General features: G+C 64.4%; 18 protein-coding genes. 10 read left to right on the plus strand and 8 right to left on the minus strand.

Translation table 11 applies throughout. The features are described from left to right. Positions 1–107: 107 nt before the first annotated feature. Together ASD86_RS21365 and ASD86_RS21370 are read right to left on the minus strand one after the other, a co-directional pair. Positions 108–1,436 (minus strand): CitMHS family transporter, encoded by a 1,329-nt coding sequence (locus ASD86_RS21365; RefSeq protein WP_056115544.1) that lies wholly within the window; start codon positions 1,434–1,436, stop codon positions 108–110. Positions 1,437–1,569: 133 nt separating this feature from the next. Beyond that, complete coding sequence (locus ASD86_RS21370) at positions 1,570–2,775, minus strand: porin (protein WP_056115558.1); 1,206 nt, start codon at positions 2,773–2,775, stop codon at positions 1,570–1,572. A gap of 206 nt (positions 2,776–2,981) precedes the next feature. Between ASD86_RS21370 and ASD86_RS21375 the strand changes: the two genes are divergently transcribed. The 5 genes from ASD86_RS21375 to ASD86_RS21395 all read left to right on the plus strand — a co-directional run bounded on the left by ASD86_RS21375 (position 2,982) and on the right by ASD86_RS21395 (position 9,912). Then, positions 2,982–3,689, plus strand: a complete 708-nt coding sequence (locus ASD86_RS21375; protein ID WP_056115561.1) for a response regulator transcription factor — start codon at positions 2,982–2,984, stop codon at positions 3,687–3,689. Further along, complete coding sequence (locus ASD86_RS21380) at positions 3,682–5,115, plus strand: sensor histidine kinase (protein ID WP_056116487.1); 1,434 nt, start codon at positions 3,682–3,684, stop codon at positions 5,113–5,115. The genes ASD86_RS21375 and ASD86_RS21380 overlap by 8 nt, the downstream gene beginning before the upstream one ends. Positions 5,116–5,219: 104 nt before the next feature. Then, entirely contained in the window at positions 5,220–6,278 is a 1,059-nt protein-coding gene (locus ASD86_RS21385) for an ABC transporter substrate-binding protein (RefSeq protein WP_056116490.1), read from the plus strand. A gap of 248 nt (positions 6,279–6,526) precedes the next feature. Continuing rightward, a complete protein-coding gene (locus tag ASD86_RS21390) occupies positions 6,527–8,839 on the plus strand; it encodes an NADP-dependent malic enzyme (protein WP_056115564.1) in 2,313 nt (770 codons plus the stop codon). Positions 8,840–8,850: 11 nt separating this feature from the next. After that, a complete protein-coding gene (locus ASD86_RS21395; RefSeq protein WP_082578595.1) occupies positions 8,851–9,912 on the plus strand; it encodes a glycosyltransferase in 1,062 nt (353 codons plus the stop codon). A 301-nt stretch (positions 9,913–10,213) separates the two neighbouring features. On the opposite strand, the gene ASD86_RS21400 is transcribed toward ASD86_RS21395, so the two are convergent. After that, on the minus strand, positions 10,214–10,846 hold the full coding sequence (locus ASD86_RS21400; RefSeq protein WP_056115568.1) for a flavodoxin family protein: 633 nt from the start codon (positions 10,844–10,846) through the stop codon (positions 10,214–10,216). 237 nt (positions 10,847–11,083) lie between these two features. On the opposite strand from ASD86_RS21400, the gene ASD86_RS21405 reads away from it, so the two are divergent. Continuing rightward, complete coding sequence (locus ASD86_RS21405; protein WP_056115570.1) at positions 11,084–11,980, plus strand: LysR substrate-binding domain-containing protein; 897 nt, start codon at positions 11,084–11,086, stop codon at positions 11,978–11,980. A 376-nt stretch (positions 11,981–12,356) separates the two neighbouring features. Here the strand turns inward: ASD86_RS21405 and ASD86_RS21410 are convergent, their stop codons facing one another. Continuing rightward, positions 12,357–13,235 (minus strand): LysR family transcriptional regulator, encoded by an 879-nt coding sequence (locus ASD86_RS21410; protein WP_082578596.1) that lies wholly within the window; start codon positions 13,233–13,235, stop codon positions 12,357–12,359. Positions 13,236–13,321: 86 nt separating this feature from the next. Here ASD86_RS21410 and gstA point away from each other — a divergent pair, with 86 nt between their 5' ends. Next, positions 13,322–13,966 carry a glutathione transferase GstA gene (gene gstA / locus ASD86_RS21415; protein ID WP_056115575.1) on the plus strand — a complete coding sequence of 215 codons (645 nt, stop codon included), beginning with the start codon at positions 13,322–13,324 and terminating at the stop codon, positions 13,964–13,966. After that, on the plus strand, positions 13,963–14,292 hold the full coding sequence (locus tag ASD86_RS21420) for a multidrug efflux SMR transporter (RefSeq protein ID WP_056115577.1): 330 nt from the start codon (positions 13,963–13,965) through the stop codon (positions 14,290–14,292). The genes gstA and ASD86_RS21420 overlap by 4 nt, the downstream gene beginning before the upstream one ends. A 147-nt stretch (positions 14,293–14,439) precedes the next feature. On the opposite strand, the gene ASD86_RS21425 is transcribed toward ASD86_RS21420, so the two are convergent. Beyond that, complete coding sequence (locus ASD86_RS21425) at positions 14,440–14,934, minus strand: lipocalin-like domain-containing protein (RefSeq protein ID WP_056115580.1); 495 nt, start codon at positions 14,932–14,934, stop codon at positions 14,440–14,442. 108 nt (positions 14,935–15,042) lie between these two features. On the opposite strand from ASD86_RS21425, the gene ASD86_RS21430 reads away from it, so the two are divergent. Further along, positions 15,043–15,894, plus strand: a complete 852-nt coding sequence (locus ASD86_RS21430) for a LysR family transcriptional regulator (RefSeq protein ID WP_056116493.1) — start codon at positions 15,043–15,045, stop codon at positions 15,892–15,894. A 169-nt stretch (positions 15,895–16,063) separates the two neighbouring features. On the opposite strand, the gene ASD86_RS21435 is transcribed toward ASD86_RS21430, so the two are convergent. After that, positions 16,064–16,555 carry a transposase gene (locus ASD86_RS21435; RefSeq protein ID WP_082578597.1) on the minus strand — a complete coding sequence of 164 codons (492 nt, stop codon included), beginning with the start codon at positions 16,553–16,555 and terminating at the stop codon, positions 16,064–16,066. Positions 16,556–16,954: 399 nt separating this feature from the next. Between ASD86_RS21435 and aceE the strand changes: the two genes are divergently transcribed. Continuing rightward, positions 16,955–19,660 carry a pyruvate dehydrogenase (acetyl-transferring), homodimeric type gene (gene aceE, locus ASD86_RS21440; RefSeq protein ID WP_056115582.1) on the plus strand — a complete coding sequence of 902 codons (2,706 nt, stop codon included), beginning with the start codon at positions 16,955–16,957 and terminating at the stop codon, positions 19,658–19,660. An 89-nt stretch (positions 19,661–19,749) separates the two neighbouring features. Here aceE and ASD86_RS27010 read toward each other — a convergent pair whose 3' ends face one another. Further along, positions 19,750–20,766, minus strand: coding sequence for an O-methyltransferase (locus ASD86_RS27010; RefSeq protein WP_157476974.1), 1,017 nt, complete (start codon positions 20,764–20,766; stop codon positions 19,750–19,752). Continuing rightward, positions 20,763–22,193, minus strand: coding sequence for an ATP-binding protein (locus ASD86_RS26185; protein ID WP_082578598.1), 1,431 nt, complete (start codon positions 22,191–22,193; stop codon positions 20,763–20,765). Before ASD86_RS26185 ends, ASD86_RS27010 begins: the two co-directional genes overlap by 4 nt. Between the last annotated feature and the right edge of the window lie 11 nt (positions 22,194–22,204).

The raw sequence follows: 22,204 nt of genomic DNA on the forward strand, positions 1-22,204 counted from the left end.
TCGGGGATCCGACTGTAGGAGCGGCGCGAGCCGCGACCGCGAACTCACAGTGATGTCGTAAGCGCGATGTCGCAGTCGCGGCTTGCGCCGTTCCTCCAGGGATGGCATCAGGCGGCGAAGGGATATAAAGCGAACGCGAGCGACGCGACCATCAACAACAACGAAATCAGCACCGCCCACTTCAAGGTGAACTTCTGGTGGTCGGCGAAATCGACGTTGGCCATGCCGACCAAGAGATACGTCGACGGCACCAGCGGGCTGAGCAGATGCACCGGTTGTCCGGCCAAGGACGCGCGCGCCATTTCGACGGGCGTGATGCCGTAGTGGCCGGCCGCTTCCGACAAAATCGGCAGCACACCGAAATAGAACGCGTCGTTGGACATGAAGAAAGTGAAGGGCATGCTCGCGATCGCGGTGATCACCGCGAGATACGGACCCCAGGCATCGGGAATCACCGCCAGGAAGCTGCGCGACATCGCCTCGACCATGCCGGTGTTGGACAGAATCCCGGTGAAGATGCCGGCGGCGAAAATCAGAGACACCACCGCGAGCACGTTGCCGGCGTGGTTGCCGATGCGGCGGCGCTGTTCGGCCAGGTCGGGGTAATTGATCACCAGCGCGATCGCGAAGCCGATCATGAACAACACCGGCAGCGGCAGCACGCCGAGCACCAGCGCGGTCATCAACGCGACGGTCAGTGCGGCGTTGACCCACAGCAGCTTCGGCCGCTTGGTGTCTTCGCTGTCGGCGAGCGTGGGCAGGTTGTCGCTGTCGGTATCGAGGTCGGGGTTCCAGTCCGCGCCGTGACCGGGCAGGGTCACGATGCCCAGCCGCCTGCGCTCGCGGATGCCCAAATACCAGGCCAGCGCGATGATGCCGAGCAGCGAGATCGCCATCGCCGGCACCAGCGGCACGAACACATCGCTGGGATCGACGTGCAGCGCGGTCGCCGCGCGCGCGGTCGGTCCGCCCCAGGGCGTGAGGTTCATCACCCCGCCGGCGAGAATCGTCACGCAGGTCAGGTTGAGCGCGTTCATGCGCAGGCGCTGATACAGCGGCAGCATCGCCGAAACGGTGATCATGTAGGTGGTCGAGCCGTCGCCGTCGAGCGAGATCAACATCGCCAGCACCGCGGTGCCGACCACGATCTTGACCGGGTCGCCCTTCACCAGCTTGAGGATGCGGCGCACGATCGGATCGAACAGGCCGGCGTCGATCATCACCCCGAAGTACAGGATCGCGAACATCAGCATCACGCCGGTCGGCGCGATCTTCTTGATGCCCTCGATCATCATCTCGCCGATGCCGGCGCTGAAGCCGCCGAGCAGGGCGAACGCGATCGGGATCACGATCAGCGCCACCAGCGGCGACAGCCGCTTGCTCATGATCAGGTACATGAAGGTGAGGACCATGCCGAAGCCGAGCGCGGTCAACATGAGGCGATTCCTTTTCTATGCCGATCCACGTTGCGCGCGGACCTGCGGGAGATAGCGGCGCTCTCATCCCGTCATTCCCGCGAACGCGGGAATCCAGGGCCTTTCGAGCGAAAGACCTTGAAGCCGAACCGACTCAGAAGTCGTACTGAAACCGCCCCGTGACCGCACGCGTCCAATCCAGCGTCACATCCGCCAACCGATCGCGATTGCGGCTGTCGATCCAGTCGAGCATGAAGCGAAGATTCGAGCGCAGATGCCAGTTCACGCCGACGCTGACCTGATCCATCGACACGTCGCTGATCCATGCTCTGTTGAAGCCGGCCGCGCCGTTGAGATGCTGCTTGCCGCGAATCGTGTCGTAGCGCGCCGCCAGCTGCCACGCGCCGCTGCTGCGCGCAGGCTTGACCCGGGCGAAGCGGCCGGACTTGCTGTCGTAAGGCGTGGACTCGCCAGTAATGAACCAGCCGATCAGGCCGTACGCCGAGCGGATCTCGCCGCGTTGCGAGCCGTCGTCGAAATTCGCGCCGCTCACTTCCGATTGCAGATACCACGGCCCGCGGGTGAACCCGAACTCCAGCGAATACTTGTCGACATCGGTATCGAGCCCGCGATTGAAATTCACCAAGGTCGCGCGGCTGTTGTCGGACAGATGCCCGGCCGGACGCGGTGTGATGCGCAGGCCGTTGGCGCCGTCGCGGCCGGGATGGTCGTAGTACTCGCGCGCCAGCGACAGACCCAGGTGCAGGGTATCGCCGTCGTCGTGGCGCGGCGCCCAGGTGCCGCGCGCGCCGAATGCGCGGCCCTTCACTTGCCACACGTCGATGCTCTCCAGGCTGTAGACGCTGCCGCCGACGGTGTAGTCCTCGCCCGCGGTAATCCACGCCGCGCCGAGCCGATACAAGGGCGCGACCGAACTGGCGAACATGCTGCGCTCCATGAACGCGCCGTAGTTCGAACTGATCCGGTCGTCCAGGGTGAAGTACTGCTTGAACTGGCCGATCGTCAGCTTGCCGGCCTTGAAGTCACGGGTGACATACACGTCCTTGGCCTCGACGCTGTCGCCGCTGAAATCGTCCTGCAGCCCGGCGAAGTCGCCTTCGATCTTGTAGCCCCAGCCGTAGAACTGGCCCGACACATCCAGCCATAGCCGTCGCACTTCGGTGTCGTCGGGATTGGCGAGGCCGCGGCCGTCGTTGTCGAACTGGGCGAAGTCCCAGTGGATGCGGCCGCCGAGTTCGGCGGTGACCGGACGTTCGTCGCTTGCCTGCGCATGGACACCGCCTGACGCGGCGAGCAGGCACAGCGCGACGCACGCACCGGCGTGGTGGACAACAGCCATCGATGGTTCTCCCGACCCTTCTTTTCCCGCGGTTTTGCGCGACATGCGCGCTCACTGCGCTTATAGTTGGGTCGGCCCGCACGGCCTGTCCCAACCCCTCCAGCGCAGGCTAGGCGGCGCAAGCTGTCAAAGACCTGTCATCGCCGATGCTGTTTTTACGGCCGCTGCCTGAACGCGGCTTCTGACCGAGCGACGGAGTCCATCTGGTGCGAATTCTGTTGGTGGAGGACAACGCCGATCTGGCCGACGCGATCGTCCGGCGCATGCGCCGCGACGGCCACGCGCTGGACTGGCAGTCCGACGGGCTCAAGGCCGCCAGCGTGTTGCGGTATCAAAGCTTCGACTTGATCGTGCTCGACATCGGTCTGCCGCGCCTGAGCGGGCTGGGCCTGCTCGCCGGCCTGCGCGAACGCGGCGATGCCACTCCGGTGTTGATGCTGACCGCGCGCGACGGCATCGAGGACCGGGTGCAGGCGCTCGATGCCGGCGCCGACGATTACCTGGCCAAGCCGTTCGATTTCCGCGAATTCGAAGCGCGCTGCCGGGTGTTGCTGCGGCGCAACCGCGGCCAGGCCAGCGCGATCGTGCAGATCGGCGGCTTCGCCTTCGACAGCGGCGCGCATCGGGTCAGTCTCGACGGCGAAGCGATCGAGGTGCCGAACCGCGAATTTCGCCTGCTGGAAATCCTGATCGGCAAGCTCGGTCAGGTGGTCAGCAAGGACGAGATCGGCAACGGCCTGTTCGGTTTCGACGACGAGGCCGGGCCTAACGCGATCGAGTTGTACGTCGGCCGTCTGCGCAAGCGATTGGCCGCCGCGCCGTTGCGCATCGTCACCGTGCGCGGCGCCGGTTACATGTTCGAGGCATCCGATGCCGCGCCGGCCGATGCAGCGGTGGAGCCGGCCGATGGTTGAGCCGGTGCGCCCGCATTCGATCCGCCGCACCCTGCTGGTGTATCTCGGTGTGTTGTCGTTGATCGGCGCGGTGCTGCTGTTCCTCGCTGCGCGCAGCTACGGCCGCGCCGCCGCCGACCGTTCCTACGACCATCTGCTGATCGCCTCGGCGTTGTCGATCGCCGACAGCGTGGCGCTGGTCGACGGGCAATGGCAGGTGGACCTGCCGTATGCCGCGCTGGATCTGCTCGCGATGGCGCCGGAGGATCGCGTGTATTACCGGGTTTCCAGCAATCGCGGCGCCGGCCGCGACGGCGGCACCATCACCGGTTACGCCGATCTGCCCGCGCCGCCGTCGCCGCCGCTGGACGGCAAGCCGAAGCTGTTCGATGCGATGTACCTGGGCGAACGCACGCGTTTCGTCGCTGTGTCGCGCTGGGTCGCCGGTCCGGCCAGTCAAGGCCAGGCGATCGTGCAGGTCGGGCAAACCCGGATCGCGCGAGAAGCCCTGGCCGACGATGTGGTGCTGCGCGCGCTGATCGCGATCGTGGCGCTATCGCTGGCCGCGCTGGCGCTGGTCTGGGTCGGCGTGCATCGCGCCTTGCGCCCGTTGCAGAAACTCGAACGCGATCTGTCGCTGCGCGAACCATCCGACCTCAAACCGCTGCCCGGCTCAGTGCCGCTGGAACTCGGCGAACTGGTCGGCGCCTTGAACCGCTTCATGGGTCGGCTGGCGGCCAGCAACGAAACCCTGCGCGCGTTCATGGGCGACGCCGCGCATCAGATGCGCACCCCGCTGGCCGCGTTGCGCGCGCAGGCGCAACTGGCGCTGGACGAAGACGATCCGGCCGAACAGCGCCGCAGTCTGGTGATGATCGAACGCAACGCCAATCACATGAGCCGGCTGTTGAACCAGTTGCTCAGCGACGCCAGCGCGATTCACCGCTCGCACCTGCAACAGTTCGAAACCGTCGACCTGGCCGAACTGCTGCATCAGGCGCTGTACGAATCGATCCCGCAGTCCGGCCCGCGCCCGGATCTGAATCTGGCCGTGACCAGCGACCCGGTGCGGGTGCAGGGCGATGCGTTGCTGTTGCGCGAGGCGATCAAGAACCTGATCGACAACGCGCTCAAGCACGGTCAGCCGCGTCCGGGCCAACCCGGTGGACCATTGCAAATCGCACTGACCGTGGCCGCGGGCGAGGGCAGTGCCGCTTCCAGCGCGGTGTTGACCGTGGCCGACCACGGCCCGGGCATTGCCGCGGCCGACGCGGAAACCGTATTCGAACGTTTCGCGCGCGGCCGCGACGCCGCCTCGGGCGGCGCCGGTCTGGGCCTGGCGATCGTCAAGCGCATCGTCGACAGCCACGGCGGCCGCATCGATCTGAGCAATCGGATCGGCGGCGGGCTGGTGGTGACGTTGCGGCTGCCGAGGAGCGCGCTGTGAGAAATGAGAAAAACGAGTGCAGAAAAGTGAGAAACGAGAAAAAGCGCTCGACCTCGCGTTACAACGCCGTGCGCCGCTTCTGCCTTTACTCATTCCTCACTCTTCTGCACTCGTTTTTCTCCACCGCCTACGCCGCCCCAGGCGACGTACGCACCTTCAAAGCCCCCCAAGCCGCCACCGCCCACCTCCGCATCCACGGCTCCACCGACATCGAGAACTTCGCCGCGGTCATCGCCGACTACCAGCGGCTGCATCCCAACACCCAGGTCGAGTATTCCGATCTGGTCGCGCAGGACATCTACACCCGCCACCTGCGCGCTCGCGCGGGCGATCGCGCCGACCTGCTGATCAGCAGCGGCATGGACCTGCAGACCAAGCTGGCCAACGACGGCCATGCGCTGGCCCATCGTTCGCCGGCCACCGCCGCGCTGCCGGCGTGGTCGCAGTGGCGGCACGAAGCCTTCGGCATCAGCTACGAGCCGGTGGTGATCGTCTACAACAAGCGTCTGTTGCGGCCCGAGCAGGTGCCGCGCACGCGCCGGCAACTGCTGGCCCTGTTGCGCGACCCGGCGGCGAAGCTGGCCGGTCGGGTCGGCACCTACGACGTGGCCCGCAGCAGCGTGGGCTATCTGCTGGCGACTCAGGACCATCAGCTCGGCAGCATGGCCGGCGCGCTGCAGGCCGCGCTCGGCGACAACCGGGTCCAGCTGGAGGAACGCACCGGCCCCTTGCTCGACCGGGTCGCGCGCGGCGACCTAGCCCTGGCCTACAACGTGCTGGGGTCCTACGCCCAGGCCCGGGTCGATGCCGGCGCGCCGCTCGGGATCGTGCTGCCCGAGGACTACACCCTGGTCCTGCTGCGCACCGCGCTGATCCCGCGCACCGCGCCCAACGCGGCCGAGGCCGGGCAGTTTCTCGACTATCTGTTGTCGCCGCGCGGTCAGGCGATGCTGGCCCGACAGGTCGGCCTGCAGCCGATCCGCGCCGCCGACGGCGCGCCGCTGTCGCCGCATGCGCGCGACGGCGCGCGGGTGCGCGCGCTGCGGCCGATCGCGCTCGGGCCAGGCTTGCTGGTGTACCTGGACGCGCTCAAGCGGCGCCAGTTTCTGGAGGCGTGGCGCAGCACCGTGCAGCCCGGGAAGTCGGCGGCCGATGCGCCCTGAGCCCCATACGCAGGCGTCGGTTTCCGCAGCGCCGGTCACGGTTTCGCCCCCGTCGCCGCGCGCGCGGCCGGCCCTTGCACGCCCCGCGACAGCTTCGCCGCCGGGTTGGGCAAAGTGCCGGCGCGGGCCGGTGGTACAACTCCAAAGTACTAATGAACAAGCCGCCGCGGTCGCGCGAATCCGCCTTGGCGATCCATTAGACTGCAAGTCCAATCACCTCGCGCCCTTGCCACGGCAGCCATCCTCTGATGTCCGATAACGATCTGAAAACCGCCGCGCTCGACTACCACCGCCTCAGCCCGCCGGGCAAGATCAAGGTCACCGCGACCAAGCCGATGGTCACTCAGCGCGACCTGGCCCTGGCCTATTCGCCGGGCGTGGCCTACGCCTGCGAGGCGATCGTCGCCGACCCCAACGCCGCCAGCGAGCTCACCGCGCGCGGCAACCTGGTCGCGGTGATCAGCAACGGCACCGCCGTGCTCGGCCTGGGCGACATCGGCCCGCTGGCCGGCAAGCCGGTGATGGAAGGCAAGGGCGTGCTGTTCCAGAAGTTCGCCGGCATCGACGTGTTCGACATCGAAATCGACGAGCGCGATCCCGACAAGCTGGTCGACATCATCGCGTCGCTGGAGCCGACCTTCGGCGGCATCAACCTGGAAGACATCAAGGCGCCGGAATGCTTCATCGTCGAGCGCAAGCTGCGCGAGCGGATGAAGATCCCGGTGTTCCACGACGATCAGCACGGCACCGCGATCATCGTCGGTTCCGCCGTGCTCAACGCGCTGGAAGTGGTCGGCAAGAAGATCGAAGACGTCAAGCTCGCCACCAGCGGCGCCGGCGCGGCCGGCATCGCCTGCCTGGACATGCTGGTCGCGCTGGGCATGAAGCCGGAGAACATCCTCGCGGTCGACCGCGACGGCGTGCTCTTTACCGGTCGCGGCAACATGGACCCGGACAAGCAGCGCTACGCGCGCGACACCGACAAGCGCACCCTGGCCGACATCATGGTCGGCGTGGACGTGTTCCTCGGCCTGTCCGCCGGCGGCGTGCTCAAGCCGGAAATGGTCGCGACCATGGCCGACAAGCCGATCATCCTCGCGCTGGCCAATCCGTACCCGGAAATCCTGCCCGAAGACGCCAAGGCCGTGCGTCCGGACTGCATCATCGCGACCGGCCGTTCGGATTACCCGAACCAGGTCAACAACGCGCTGTGCTTCCCCTACATCTTCCGCGGCGCGCTCGATGTCGGCGCCACGGTCATCAACGAAGAGATGAAGCTGGCCTGCGTGCGCGCGATCGCGGCGCTGGCGCGGATGGAATCGTCCGACCTCGGCAGCGCCTACGGCGGTGATGTCCCCACGTTCGGCTCCGAGTATCTGATCCCGCGTCCCTTCGACCCGCGCCTGCTGGTGATGCTGGCGCCGGCCGTGGCCAAGGCGGCGATGGACTCCGGTGTGGCCACGCGTCCGATCACCGACATGGACGCGTACGAGGAAAAACTCAGCCAGTACATCTACCGCACCGGCCTGCTGATGAAGCCGGTCTACGACCGCGCCCGCAGCGACCGCAAGCGCGTGGTCTACGCCGAGGGCGAGGAAGAGACCGTGCTGCGCGCGGTGCAGACGGTGATCGATGAAGAGCTGGCCTATCCGATCCTGATCGGACGCCCGGACGTGATCGAAACCCGCATCCAGCGCCTGGGCCTGCGCATGCGCGAGGGCGTGGATTTCGAGCTGACCAACATCAACGACGATCCGCGCTTCAACGAATACTGGCAGCAGTACCACGCGCTGACCGAGCGTCGCGGCGTGAGCCCGGCGGCGGCGAAGAACCTGCTGCGTTCGCGTCCGACCCTGATCGCCGCGCTGATGGTCGAGCGCGGCGAAGCCGACGCGATGATCTCCGGCTTGGTCGGCCGCTTCCACAAGAAGCTCGGCTACATGCGCAGCATCTTCGACTTCGACCCCGGCGTGTCCGGCACCTCGGCGATGACTGGCGTGATCAACGATCAGGGCGCGTGGTTCTTCCTCGACACCCATGTGCAGGTCGATCCGACCGCCGAGCAGATCGCCGAAGCCACCTTGCAGGCGACCTACCGCCTCAAGCTGTTCGGCATCGAGCCCAAGGTCGCGCTGCTGTCGCACTCCAACTACGGCAGCCACGACAATCCGTCGGCGGCGAAGATGCGCAAGGTCCGGCAGATCGTCAAACAGCGCCAGCCCAAGCTCGAAATCGACGGCGAAATGCAGGCCGACACCGCCTGGGACGACGCGCTGCGCCAGCGCATCTTCCCCAACGCGACCCTGCACGGCCGCGCCAACTTGTTCGTGCTGCCCAACCTCGACGCGGCCAACATCACCTACAACATGGTCCGGGTGATGACCGACGGCGTGGCGATCGGCCCGATCCTGATGGGCCTGGACAAGCCCGCGCATATCCTGACTCCCGCCTCGACCCCGCGCCGCGTCGTCAACATGACCGCGATCGCGGCGGTGGACGCGCAGATCCGCGCCTCGCGCGAATCCGAGCGCAAGGGTCTGTCGGAACTCGGCGGCGTCTGACCGCGGCGCCCATGAACGATATGGGCGCCCTCGCCATCCCCGCAGCGGCCGATTTTTCGGCCGCTGCTTCGTTGTCGCCGCCGTTGCCGTCGCAGCCGCCGGCACCGACACCGCAGGTCAGCATCCTGCTGCTGTGCTATCGCGACGCGGCCTACATCCGCGCCGCGATCGACAGCGCGTTCGCGCAGACCGTGGCCTGCGAGATCATCATCTCCAACGACTGCTCCGACGACGGCACCTTCGAGCTGGCGGTCGAACAGGTCGCGGCCTACCGCGGCCCGCACCGGGTCAGCGTGCGCCGCAGCGCGAGCAACCTCGGCGTCACCGCGCATTTCAACGAAGTCATGGCGCTGGCCAGCGGCGACATCATCGTGATGATGGCCGGCGACGACATCGCCTATCCGCAACGCGTGGCGACCATCGTCGACGCGTTCGAGCATGCGCCGCAGGCGATGGTGCTGGGCAGCGACTTCGACGGCATCGACACCGACGGCAGCCCGATCCGGATCAGCTTCCGGCAACGCCCGGAGCAGTACGAATTCGAGTACTACGTGCGCATCGGCCGCCTGATCGGCCTGCTCGGCGCGACCCTGGCGTTCCGTCGCTGCGTCTACGACCGTTTCGGGCCGTTGCTCGGGCCGATCGAGGACAACGCGCTGAGCCTGCGCGGCGCCTTGCTCGGCCAGTCGCTGTGCCTGCGGCAACCGCTGATCCAATACCGGCGCCATTCCGGCAGCGTCAGCGGCACCGTGTTTGCGCGCGACGAACCGCGCGAGGTAGCGATGCGCCGCCGTTACGAGCGCACCGTGCAGTTCTATCGCGGCACCGCCGACGACCTGGACGCCTGCTTGCGCCAGATCCCCGACCTGCCGGCGAAAAAACGCCGTCTGGCCGAACAGGTGCTGGCGATGTACCGGATCGAAGCGCAGGCGCGCGAAGCCATCCTGCTGCAACCGCGCTGGCGCTGGATCGGCCCGGTGATGCGCGGCCTGGCCCAACGCGGCCTGCGTCGCAAGAGCGCCGAGCGCGCCCTCAAGCTGCTGATACCGCGCGCCTGGTTTGGCCTGCGCTGATCCGCCTAGCTCCCGCTAGCCCCCTGTAGGAGCGGCGCAAGCCGCGACCGCGAACCCGCACCTACGACGCCGGCGCGAAGCCGCAATCGAATCAACAAGCACATCGCACGCGCGACCTCACGCCGATGCGAAGTCGCTCCGTAACCGCGAGGCTTTTGCGAGTCTCAGCCCCGACGCTGTCCGCCCAGGCACGACCACGCTCGCAAGCAATCGAACCGAAGCGCATCGCGGCTGATATCCCGCCCAGAAAAACTTCGCCGCCGCATCGCGCGCAAACTCCCAACCCGCCATCCGAGTGAACTCACCTCACCGTATCCATCTGCAAATCCAGATACGGCCGCTCGAAAAACTCCCGCCCCAAGGCTTCGGCCGCCGCCACCGACCCCTGCGGATCGCGTATCACCTCGCCGCGCCCGTTGCCCCAGCCATGCACCGTGCCGATGAACCGCGAATGGGTATAGCGGGCGTACTCCTGCAATTGATGCACGATCCCGAGCGCGATCGCCGGATAGATCTCCTCCGATGAGGTCAGCAAGGCCACGCGCTTGCGCTTGATCCGCTCGCGCACCTGCGGCGAACCCGCATGGCTTTTGGCGAAGTAACAGAACATCCGGTCGAAGAAGACCTTCGCCTGCCCCGACATCCCGTACCAATACACCGGCGTACACAGCGCGACGCCGTCGGCGGGCAGGAACCGATCGAGAAACAACCCGCCGAACCCGTCCTCGATCCGGCAGCGTCCGTGTTCGTCGCGGCATTCGCGGCAGTCGCGCACCAGGCCATCGAGGTGATCGTCGATGAAACACAGCGACACCTCGCTGCCCGCGACCTGCGCACCGCGCATCACCGCCGCGCCGAGCGTGGCGCTGTTGCCGTCGCGGCGCGGGCTGGCGACGAGGACGAGCAATCGTTGTGGCGGAGCGGAAACAGTCATCGGGCGAAACACCGTGTGAGGTCGAGCCCTGAATCTATTTCCCGCAACACACCGTCACAAATGACGATAGTCGCACCAACATGAATCAAGTTCATCCTCACCCCCAACTGCAGGAGCGGCGTCCTACTGGATTTCCTTCGGTCACAAGCTGCGACCGCGCCCCCACAAATCCCGGCGAAATCCCCTTCTGCCTGCGACACCCGCTCACCACAGCTCCACCTCACCAACCCCGAGCCCATGTTCGCCAACCTCCCCCTGACCGCCCTGCGCAGCTTCGAATCCGCCGCCCGCCACCTCAGCTTCAAGGCCGCGGCCGAAGAACTGCACGTCACCCCGACCGCGATCTCGCACCAGATCAAGCAGCTCGAGCACACGCTGGGTCTGGCCATGTTCGATCGTCTGCCGCGCGGCGTCGCCCTGACCGGCGACGGCCGCCGCCTGTTCCGCGACTTGCACGGCGCCCTGCTGGAAATCGCGCAATCGCTGGCCGCGCTGCAACCGCAACGCAGCACCGGCCGACTGACCGTCACCACCACCGCGTCGTTCGCCGCGCTGTGGCTGATCCCGCGCATCGGCGGCTTCTACCAACAGCACCCGGATATCGCCGTGCGCATCGACACCGGCGCGCAAGTCGTCGATCTGCAACAAGACGCCAGCGTCGATCTGGCGATCCGCTACGGCGGCGCGGTCCCGGCCGGATTGCATCGCCATGGCGGCCTGCGCGAATACTTCGGCGTGTATGGCGCGCCCGGTCATATCGAGAGCGAAACTTCGAAGCCCTCGCCGACGTTGATCTCGGTGGAGTGGGGCGAATCGCGCCTGTACGAATGCACCTGGCAGAGCTGGTGCGACCGTGCCGGCGTGGATTGGATGAAACCCGGCGGGGTGATGCGCGCTTACGACGAAGAGCATTACGCCTTGCATGCCGCGAGCGCGGGGCAGGGGCTGGTGCTGGCGAGTTCGGTGGTGACCGCGGGCAGTGTCGAGCGCGGGCTGTTGGCGATGCATCGCCCCGACATCACCGTGCCGGGCGAGACGTATCACGTGCTATGCGTGCCGGGTCGGGAGCGGCATCCGCCGGTGACGGCGTTCTTGCGGTGGTTGGATGGGCTGATGGGTTGGGGCGAGGAGTGAGAAGTGAGAAGTGAGGGGTGAGGGGTGAGGAGATTGGGCGTGTTGGGCGGTGCTTGTGGTGCTAGTGGCGTTGCTTGCGGTGATGACGAGGCGTTCTGGCGGTTGCTCGCTAAAGTCACTGGATTCCCGCCTTCGCGGGAATGACGAGCAAAAGCGAAGCGAAGTCGCAGGCGAGGACGCACCCTCCTACCGTCATTCCCGCGAAGGCGGGAATCCAGCGACTTCAGCCCGTCTCCACCAGCAAAGCTCCGCATAAAAAGCCACAACACAATCAGCCGCGACATAACCAACCACGGCATGACAAGTCACGACATAACAAACCACAACGCAACCGGCCCCAAGCCCTATCCAACCTCACCCCTATCCAACCTCACAGCTACCCAACCTCAACCCGCCCCGGCAACCACCCCATCGCAAACTCCCGCAACAGCTTCACCTTCGCCGAGCGCCGCAAATCCGGATGCACCGCGAACCACAACTCCGTCGGCACCTCCGCCATCGGCCCCGACAACCGCTTCACCCCACCGGCCGCATCGGCGTAGTAACACGGCAACAACGCCCGCCCGATCCCGGCCTGACAGGCCGCCAACGCCGCCGGCAGCGAATTGACCCGCATCGCGATCCGCTCATCGCCCACATGCGCGCGCAACCAATGCGCCGACGACAGATGCGACAACGCATCGTCGAACCCGACCCACTCACCCTCGGCCAACCCCGAACGCTTGCCGACCTTCGCCCCGCTGGCGACATACACCGCGGTCGAAATCGACGCGATCCGCCGCACCGACAACCCATCGGGCATCAACGCACTCGCGCGCAAGGCCACATCCGCATCGGGCTGCTGCAAATTGACGAACGCATTGGCCACGCTCAGATCGCAACGCACCGATGGATGCTGTGCAGAAAACGCTACGCACATCCGCGCCGCCACCGCGGCCAAGGTGTCGGGAATGGTGATCCGCAACCGCCCCTGCGCCTGCGCATCGCGCCCGGCCAACTGCCGCTGCAGCCGATCGGCATCGTCGAGAATCCGCTGCGCTCCGGCGATCGCGATCGCCCCTGCTTCGGTGGCGACATAACCGCTGCGGCTGCGCCGGAACAAAGCCGCGCCCGCGCGCGCCTCGATCGCCGCCAAGCGCCGGAACGCGCTGGAATGATCCAGCGCCAAGGCCTTGGCCGCGCCGCTCAGGCTGCCGTGCGCGCCGATCGCGCGCAGCAGTTCGAAATCCTCCAAAGACAACCGAGCTTGTCGCATCCGCAAGCAATCCTTGTGATCGCGCCGTATTCACGGCGAAGGCCCGCGCGGGGAGAGTAGCGCCACTCCTCCACGGATACACGGCCATGAAGCTCTACTACACCCCGCACACCTGCTCGTTCGCACCGCACATCGTCCTGCGCGAACTCGGCATCGACGCCGAACTGCGCCGCGTGCGCATCGGCCCGGACCCGATCGTCGTCGCCGACGGCCGCGACTTCCGCGAACTCAGCCCGCTGGGTTACGTGCCGCTGCTGGAACTCGACGACGGCCGCATCCTGCACGAAGGCGTCGCCATTGTGCAGTACCTCGCCGACCAGCACCCGGGCAGCGATCTCGCTCCGCCGCCGGGCAGTTTCGAACGGATCGAACTGCAGCAGTGGCTGACCTTCATCAGCTCCGAACTGCACAAGTTGTTCAGCCCGTGGCTGTTCCATCCCGAATACGGCGACGCCCCGGGCGCGGTCGCGCGCGAGCGCCTGCAGCCGCGCCTGGCCTATGTCGATCGCCACCTGGCCCAAAATGCCTACGTGCTCGGCAAGACCTTCAGCATCGCCGACGCCTACCTCTACACCATCGCCGGCTGGGCGCGCGCGCTGAAGATGGACCTGCATCCGTATCCCGCGCTGGATGCCTACCTCGACCGCATCGGCCAGCGCGACAGCGTGCGCGATGCGCTGCGCCGCGAACGCGAGGACGCGCGCGTCCAACCTGAGCCCGCATCGGCATGAAAACCTCGACCGCGTGGACCATGCTGATCGCCGCCGGCCTGATCGACGTGGCCTGGGCCTTGTCGATGAAGTTGTCGCAGGGCTACACCCGGCCGGGCTGGACCGCGGTGTCGGTCATCACCCTGATCGCCTTCGTCTGGTTGCTGGGCCGCGCGCTGACCGCCTTGCCGGTCGGCAGCGCGTACGCGGTGTGGACCGGTATCGGCGCGGCCGGCACGGTGTTGCTGGGCGCGATGGTGTTTGGCGAATCGATCACCGCGATGAAGCTGGGTGGAGTGGGGTTGATCGTTGCGGGCATCGTGGTGCTGCGCGGCGCGCCGGCGTGAGCGATCCGGAGCGTCGGCGGTCCGCGTCGTATCCAATCGACGCGGTCGCCGCTCGCGCCGTTTCTGCAGGGGTTATCTGAAAAAGCGAAGCGACCGCGAACTTATCGCCGCAACCGCCACCGCGCCATACCCGCACGCCCAATCACGTCATTCCTTACGCCACTGCGAAATCGCCGTCGTCCCATTGCCTGTCGCCGACGCCGGCACCTGATAGGTCAGCACATCGCCCTTCAACTCGTACTTGCGCACTTGCCTGGTGCCCTCCCAATTCGGAAACAAGGACTGCGCGATCTCGAACACAATCGTCCCGCTCGCCGGTTCCAACCGCACCCGCCCGACATGCGCGCTCATGCGCATCACCGCATCCTCGTATTCGGCCGCCGTGCCGCGACCCTTGTCGCCGCTCGCGAACACCTGCGTGCCGGCGCGAAAAATTTGCAGCGAATAACGTCCCTGGCGATCCACCATCAAACGCCCTCGCGGATGCTCGCCGTAACCGTGCACGCGGCGGCCGTCGGCGTGCAGCGTATCGGCCGCCACCAACACCCAGGTCCCCTCCAACGACGGCGTCTTTTCCGCCGCGCCGGCCGCGCCTCCGTACACCAATGCCGCAATCACGCACAACGCCCGCAACCGTTTCATCGACTCACCCGCGCAATTCAAACCAGTGCGCAGCCTAGCCAGCGCGCGGCGAGACCAACATCCGTTGCGCTATATTCCAGTCATGACGAAACGTAATGGATGGCCGCGATGAAGCCGCTGGATCTCAAAGCCGTCCACGCCTTCGTGCTGATCGCCGACCTGCGCAGCTTCACCCGCGCCGCCGATGCGCTGGGCAGCACCCAGTCGGGCGTGAGCGTGTTGCTCAAGCGCCTGGAACGCCGCCTCGATCGCCACCTGATCGAACGCACCCCGCGCCTGATCCGCCTGTCCGCCGAAGGCCAGGCCTTTCTCGAGCCCGCGCGCGTCCTGCTCGCGGCGCATCAGCGCGCGCTCGATCCCGCGCCGGCCGAGCATCGCCGTCTCATCGTCGGTCTCAGCCACCAACTCGTCGGCACCGAACTGCCGACCTTACTGCGCGACTTGCGCGAGCAAGACCCCGCGCTCGTGGTCGAGCTGCGCGTGCAGACCTCGCGCGAAGCGATCAAGGCCCACGACGACGGCCACCTCGATGCAGCTATCGTCCTGCAAGCGCACGACCCGCGCCGCAACGCACGCCGCCTGTACGCCGAACCCTTCGGCTGGATCGCCGCGCATTCCATGCAGCACCGCGCCGGCCAACCGTTACGACTGGCCACCCAGGGCGAATCCTGCGGTATCCGCGCCGCCGCCGTGCGCGCGTTGGACGAAGCCGGCATCGCCTGGACCGAAACCTTCATCGGCCAGGGCGCCGCCGTGCTCGGTGCCGCCGCGACCGCGGGCCTCGCCGTCGCGTTGCTGCCGTGTCGCGTCGCCCCGCACGGCACCGCCGACCTCGGTGCGCGCCTGGGGTTGCCGGCGTTGCCGAAGTTCGATGTGGTGCAGCATGCCAACCTCAGTGATCGGCGTGATCGCGCGGCCTTGCGCACGATCGCCGCGGCGTTGCGGGCGGGAATCGGATAATCGCGCCGGCGATTCCGGCTTCGCCGGCTCGCGCAGATGGCGGTCGCGGCTCGCGCTGCTCCTGCATGGCCTGCGGCTGCTACGTATGCCCCTTAAGGAGCGGCGCGAGCCGCGACCGCGCAACCAAACGCCGGGACCGCTACCCCGATTCACAACCACACCACCAAAATCACCTGCGCGCCCAAACCGCGCCCCAATACGGATACTCCCGCACCCTTCGCACCAATCCCGCGCGCACCGGATTCATCACCACATACCGCGCCTCGGCCAACAGCGCTTCTTCCCGGCGCAAAGCACGATCGTGATACGCCTGCGCCCACACCGCCGACGGCACCACCGCGCCTAATGCCGCCCGCACCCGCCGCGAACTCGAACATTTGAGCTGCCGCGCCAAGGCCGGTACCGAATCCCCCGGACCCAGCTCGACCACCCCGTGCCAGTGGTCCGGCATCAGCACCCAGGCCAACAAGGTCGAATGCCGCCACGACCGCGCATCCAACAGCGCGCCGATCGCCGCTTCGGCCAAGTGCGCATCGGCAAACCACGGCAATCGCTGCTCAGTCACGAAGGTGAGCAAGTAAATCCGATGCGCTTCACAGGCACGTCCGCGTCGCAGCGCAGCATGGCCTCGGATCGGGAGGAGGGCATTCGATTCGTCCATGCCCGCAGCGTCGTACGGGCAGACATCGCGCCAAATCAGGGAAAGCCACCAGGACGTGTCGGATCAGGCCTGATTTCCACGTAGCGCCGGCGGCCGAAACAGCGCGTTCGCGGCTCGCGCCGCTCCTACAGTTAGCAACGCAGCATCCGCAGCCCCTGTAACAGCGGCACAAGCCGCGACCGCGACCCCTCACACCCCAACGCCCCCCCAACCACACGCCCGCGTATCCACCCACCCGCGCGCCCAACCGACCCAACCCACCCAAACCCCCTAGCCAATACGGACTATCCCACCCCAGCGACCACCCAAAGCAAGCCGAACCCCACCCCCCGTTTGTTAGACTCGACGCTCTAATCCGTCCCCCAACATTCGAGGCGCGGCCACGGGGCCGCGAGATAGATGAACCAGCCGCTTGCCAGCTCCCTGCACGACCTCCTGCAGAACGACCCCGATCCGACCGAAACCCAGGAATGGGTCGAATCCGTCCAGGCCGTCATCGCCCGCGACGGCGCCGAGCGCGCCCACCAGTTGCTCGAAGGCATGGTCGAGGTCACCCGCCGCGCCGGCGCCCACCTGCCGTTCCAGCCGACCACCGAATACATCAACACCATCCCCGCGCACCTGGAGGCCAAGAGCCCCGGCGACAACGCGATGGAATGGCGGATCCGCTCGCTGATCCGCTGGAACGCCATGGCCATGGTCGTGCGCGCCAATCGCAAGCCCGGCGACCTCGGCGGCCACATCGCCAGCTTCGCCTCCGCGGCCACCCTGTACGACGTCGGTTTCAACCACTTCTGGCGCGCCCCCTCGGCCGACCACCCGGGCGACTTGATCGGCGTCCAGGGCCACAGCTCCCCCGGCATCTACGCGCGCTCCTTCCTCGAAGGCCGCATGAGCGAATCCCAGCTCGACAACTTCCGCATGGAAGTCGACGGCCGCGGCGTCAGCTCCTACCCGCACCCGTGGCTGATGCCCGATTACTGGCAAGTCCCGACCGTGTCGATGGGCCTGGGCCCGATCAGCGCCATCTACCAGGCGCGCAACTGGAAATACCTCGAAGGCCGCGGCCTGATGCCGAAGTCCGACCGCAAGGTCTGGGCCTTCCTCGGCGACGGCGAAACCGACGAACCCGAATCGCTGGGCGCCATCTCCGTCGCCGGCCGCGAAGGGCTCGACAACCTGGTCTTCGTCATCAACTGCAACCTGCAGCGCCTCGACGGCCCGGTGCGCGGCAACGGCAAGATCATTCAAGAGCTGGAAGGCCAATTCCGCGGCGCCGGCTGGAACGTCATCAAGACCATCTGGGGCAGCTACTGGGACCCGCTGCTCGCGCGCGACACCACCGGCAAGCTGCGTCAGCTGATGATGGAAACCGTCGACGGCGAATACCAGAACTGCAAAGCCTTCGGCGGCAAATACACCCGCGACAACTTCTTCGGCAAATACCCCGAGACCGCCGCGCTCGTCGCCAACCTGTCCGACGACGACATCTGGCGCCTCAACCGCGGCGGCCACGACCCGCACAAGGTCTTCGCCGCCTACCAGGAAGCCGTCAACACCAAGGGCATGCCCACCGTCATCCTGGCCAAGACGGTCAAGGGCTACGGCATGGGCGCGTCGGGCGAATCGCTCAACCCGACCCACGGCACCAAGAAGATGGACGACGAAGCCGTCCGCCTGTTCCGCGACCGTTTCAACATCCCGGTCACCGACGAACAACTCAAAGACGGCGCCGTTCCGTTCTACCACCCCGGCGAAAAATCGCCGGAAGTCGAATACATGCTCGAGCGCCGCAAGGCCCTGGGCGGCTTCCTGCCGCAGCGCCGCCGCAAGGCCAGCACCTCGCTGGACGTGCCCAAGCTCGAAACCTACGATCGCCTGCTCAAGAGCACCGGCGAACGCGAAATCAGCACCACCATGTCGTTCGTGCAGGCGCTCAACATCGCCCTGCGCGACAAGCAGGTCGGCCCGCGCATCGTCCCCATCGTCGCCGACGAAGCGCGCACCTTCGGCATGGAAGGCCTGTTCCGCCAATTGGGCATCTACGCCCCGCACGGCCAGAAGTACAAGCCGGTCGATCGCGACCAGCTGATGTACTACCGCGAAGACACCACCGGCCAGGTGTTGGAAGAAGGCATCACCGAAGCAGGCGCGTTCTCGTCGTGGCTCGCCGCCGCGACCAGCTACAGCACAAACGACCTGCAGATGCTGCCGTTCTACATCTACTACTCGATGTTCGGCTTCCAGCGCATCGGCGACAGCGCCTGGCAAGCCGCCGACATGCGCGCGCGCGGCTTCCTGCTGGGCGCCACCGCCGGCCGCACCACCTTGAACGGCGAAGGCCTGCAACACGAAGACGGCCACAGCATGGTCCAGGCCGGCCTGATCCCGAACTGCCGCAGCTACGACCCGACCTTCAGCTACGAAGTCGTGACCCTGCTGCAACACGGCATGCAGCGCATGCTGACCGAACAACAGGATGAGTACTGGTACCTCACCCTGATGAACGAAAACTACACCCACCCCGACATGCCCGAAGGCAGCGCCGACGGCATCATCAAGGGCATGTATTTGCTGAAGGACGCCGGCAAGCCGAAGAAGGGCGAACTGCGCGTGCAGCTGTTGGGTAGCGGCACCATCCTGCGCGAAGCCATCGCCGCGGCTGAGTTGCTGGACAAAGATTTCGGCGTTACCGCCGACATCTGGTCCTGCCCGAGCTTCAACGAACTCGCCCGCGATGCGTGTGATGTCGAACGTTGGAACCGCCTCAACCCCGAAGCCAAGACCGCGCGCAAGCCCTACATCACCGAACTGCTGGAAGGCCGCGCCGGCCCCGCGATCGCCGCGACCGATTACATCCGCATGTACCCCGAGCAAGTCCGCGCGTTCGTGCCGATGCGCTACACCGTGCTGGGCACCGACGGCTTCGGCCGCTCCGACACCCGCGCTAACTTGCGGCGTCACTTCGAGGTTGATCGCTACTACATCGCGCATGCGGCCATTGCGGCGCTGGCGGCGGAGGGGAAGATGACGGGGAAGGATGTGGCTCGGGCTATCAAGCAGTACAAGATTGATGTGGAGAAGCCGAATCCGTTGGGGGTGTGATATCTCTCCATTAGGCCCAATTCAAAAAAGGCGGCCAGTTGGCCGCCTTTTTTGATCAAATATCTGAATAAAATGTCCTGAATGCGGTGTCAAACAATGACGCGGCTGAAGAACGGATAGTGTCGATAGAATAGTTTATAACTTTCTATTGCCTGTCTGGTTTTCTCAGGCGCGCCTTTAACGAGTCTGATGCCAAGAGATCTGCTGATCTGGCTAGGGCTCTTTGCTGGGAGGCTCTTGTCAATATGAAGGCGTTCACGGACAGACATTTCCGGAATGCTAATTCGTATTGGATTGGTTCGAGGAGTGCCCCAGGCTGTGGTCGATAGTTTCCACTGCCTTGTCTTTGTCTCTTGAAGAAATAGTTTCTGATCAATTTTGTTGGGAAGAATGACTCCTGTGTGGGTTAGCATCTGTTGTTCGGAGTCGGCATAAACAAAAGATGTTAGGGGTTGAAAGTAATTCCCAGGCGTTCCTGCCACACCAGCTTTGACCGCATTTTCGACTGCTAGCAAGAGAAGTTTTGAGTATCCATTGCGGTCTAAATCTTCATCAGTCAGCTGGATGGTTGCTGGAATGTAGTCCCCCAAGCGCCGTCGAGCTTCGGCAGTCCTCTGCTGTAATAGTTCTATCTGGTTATCTGTGCTTGGGCTAGGGTCTAAAGTGCGCTCGTTTGCATTGAGCGTGATTTTAAACACATCAAAAGGCCCGAGTTTAGATATAAGCGTCTCAGCTTGTTCAAGATGTCCTCCTGCATCTGCCGCTGACGTAAAATCGAGCCAGGCAATCACAGGGGATGTTGCGATGAAACCGTCTATAAAGCTTCGTGATGTGCATTGACGATAGTCAATGCAGTTAATTGGAGAGTTCCATTGCTGTCGATTGAAAACGTGCCTGTCTTCTTCAATGGATATCATTTTTTTTAAGCCTAGCGCAGAGTGCACCAGTTTAAAGTCCTCGGAGTGCGGGCCTGCAAATCCTATGTATGCATAATCTTGAATGTGGAACTGAGTTGATCGCGATAGGCGTTGGAGCAGCTCGATGAACACTGCGCGATCTACTGCTTTATTCTGCCGAAGGCTATAAGGAACGAATCCACCGCTCACTTGGAAGCCCTCGCTAAGATTCTGTCAAAGCAAGCTTCTCCCACGCTGTCCGGGGACATGTCGTCGCGGTCAAATAGAAATTCTGAAACCAGAAGGATTTCATTTGGTGGTTTTCTGAATTTTATTGAAACCTTGTCATCTCTCGTCTTTGGTGGGCGAGGTAAATTAGGGACGAATTTCTTTCCGCCTAATCCTTTACGCACATCTGACCATTCGCCTTGCTTAACGGCGAGCTTGGCGCTAAAGGGTTTTACCGCGCTCGCTGATTGTATTAGAGCGTCGCGCTGCTTTGTATCTAGTTTCCAATGGTTCGTGAAGTTTGTGAAATGCTTCAACCCTTCACGCATAATATCTTTGACGGTGAGGTATAGATCAGAACTCGCGTCAATTCCTCGCTTTGTCGTCGTAACAGGAAGTTTTCCCGCATCTGTGCTGTGGAAGCGCACCATGCCCGCGATAGCAATAAACTGAGGGTGATATGCAGGAACACCAGCTTCCCCCCATCCAGTTAGGCGAGTCTTGTCGCTATAGACCACTACGCGGTCGTTGCAAATTACGCTCCAGCCACACTGCTCTTTGTTTCCTGTTGCACCCTGTCCTTCAAGCTCCTGTTCTACTTCCTCTGGCGTAGGGAGGCGTCTATAAAGACCTATGACCAAGTCGACATCTACGCCATTGCGGTTAGTTGTGTAAATAAATGGATCAATTCTCTGGTCTTTTGGCATCTTCGGGTCGGACTGCAAAAGCCCGAGAACTGCGGGCTTTATGACCTCGCCGTTTAGTTGGATCTGAAAGCCTTTTTGAATTATGAAGCTATAATGGGTTGATATCGTGCTCGCAAGCCGCAAGAGGAACTGGCTTTTTTGATTATCGAAATCATGAGAAATGCCGGAGTAAAGCTGGTTGACTTGAATATAAGTGCCATGTGTGCCTCTGACCGATTCAGGAGCGGTTTTTTGCGAGAGGTTTGTGATCGGTAATTGCCAGTCATCGTCGTCGTCGAGCCAATCCGATGACACCGCAACACGAAAGATCGACCCTTCGTGATTAGTAGTGACACTAGACTCCCGCCCTATTTTGAACAGGGCCCGCTTCATTCCTATCCCATATAGACCGACAGTTGGAAGCTTCTCAGCCTTCATATCGGCTGGGCGGCCCAGCCGAAAGGCATATTTTTCAGCAACTGTTCGAGGAATCCCCCCACAGTTGTCGCTGATTGAAAAAGTGCTCTTGCTGATGTTTAAGCTTGCGTGGTAGCCCTTAAATGGTCGTTCCCGGTCTTTAGGAGGCCGCTTCGCTATTTGCCGATGTACGCCGTCAATGCAGTTGTCAATTAAGTCAAGGATCGCGTCTTGCAGGTCGATATCGCGAGTTAGCATTCCGACGAAAAATTCTTTCGATGGACGTGCGTTTGCTACAGCTGCCATGCAGTATCCCT

The sequence above is a fragment of the Lysobacter sp. Root690 genome (assembly GCF_001427785.1).
Lineage (GTDB): Bacteria > Pseudomonadota > Gammaproteobacteria > Xanthomonadales > Xanthomonadaceae > Lysobacter.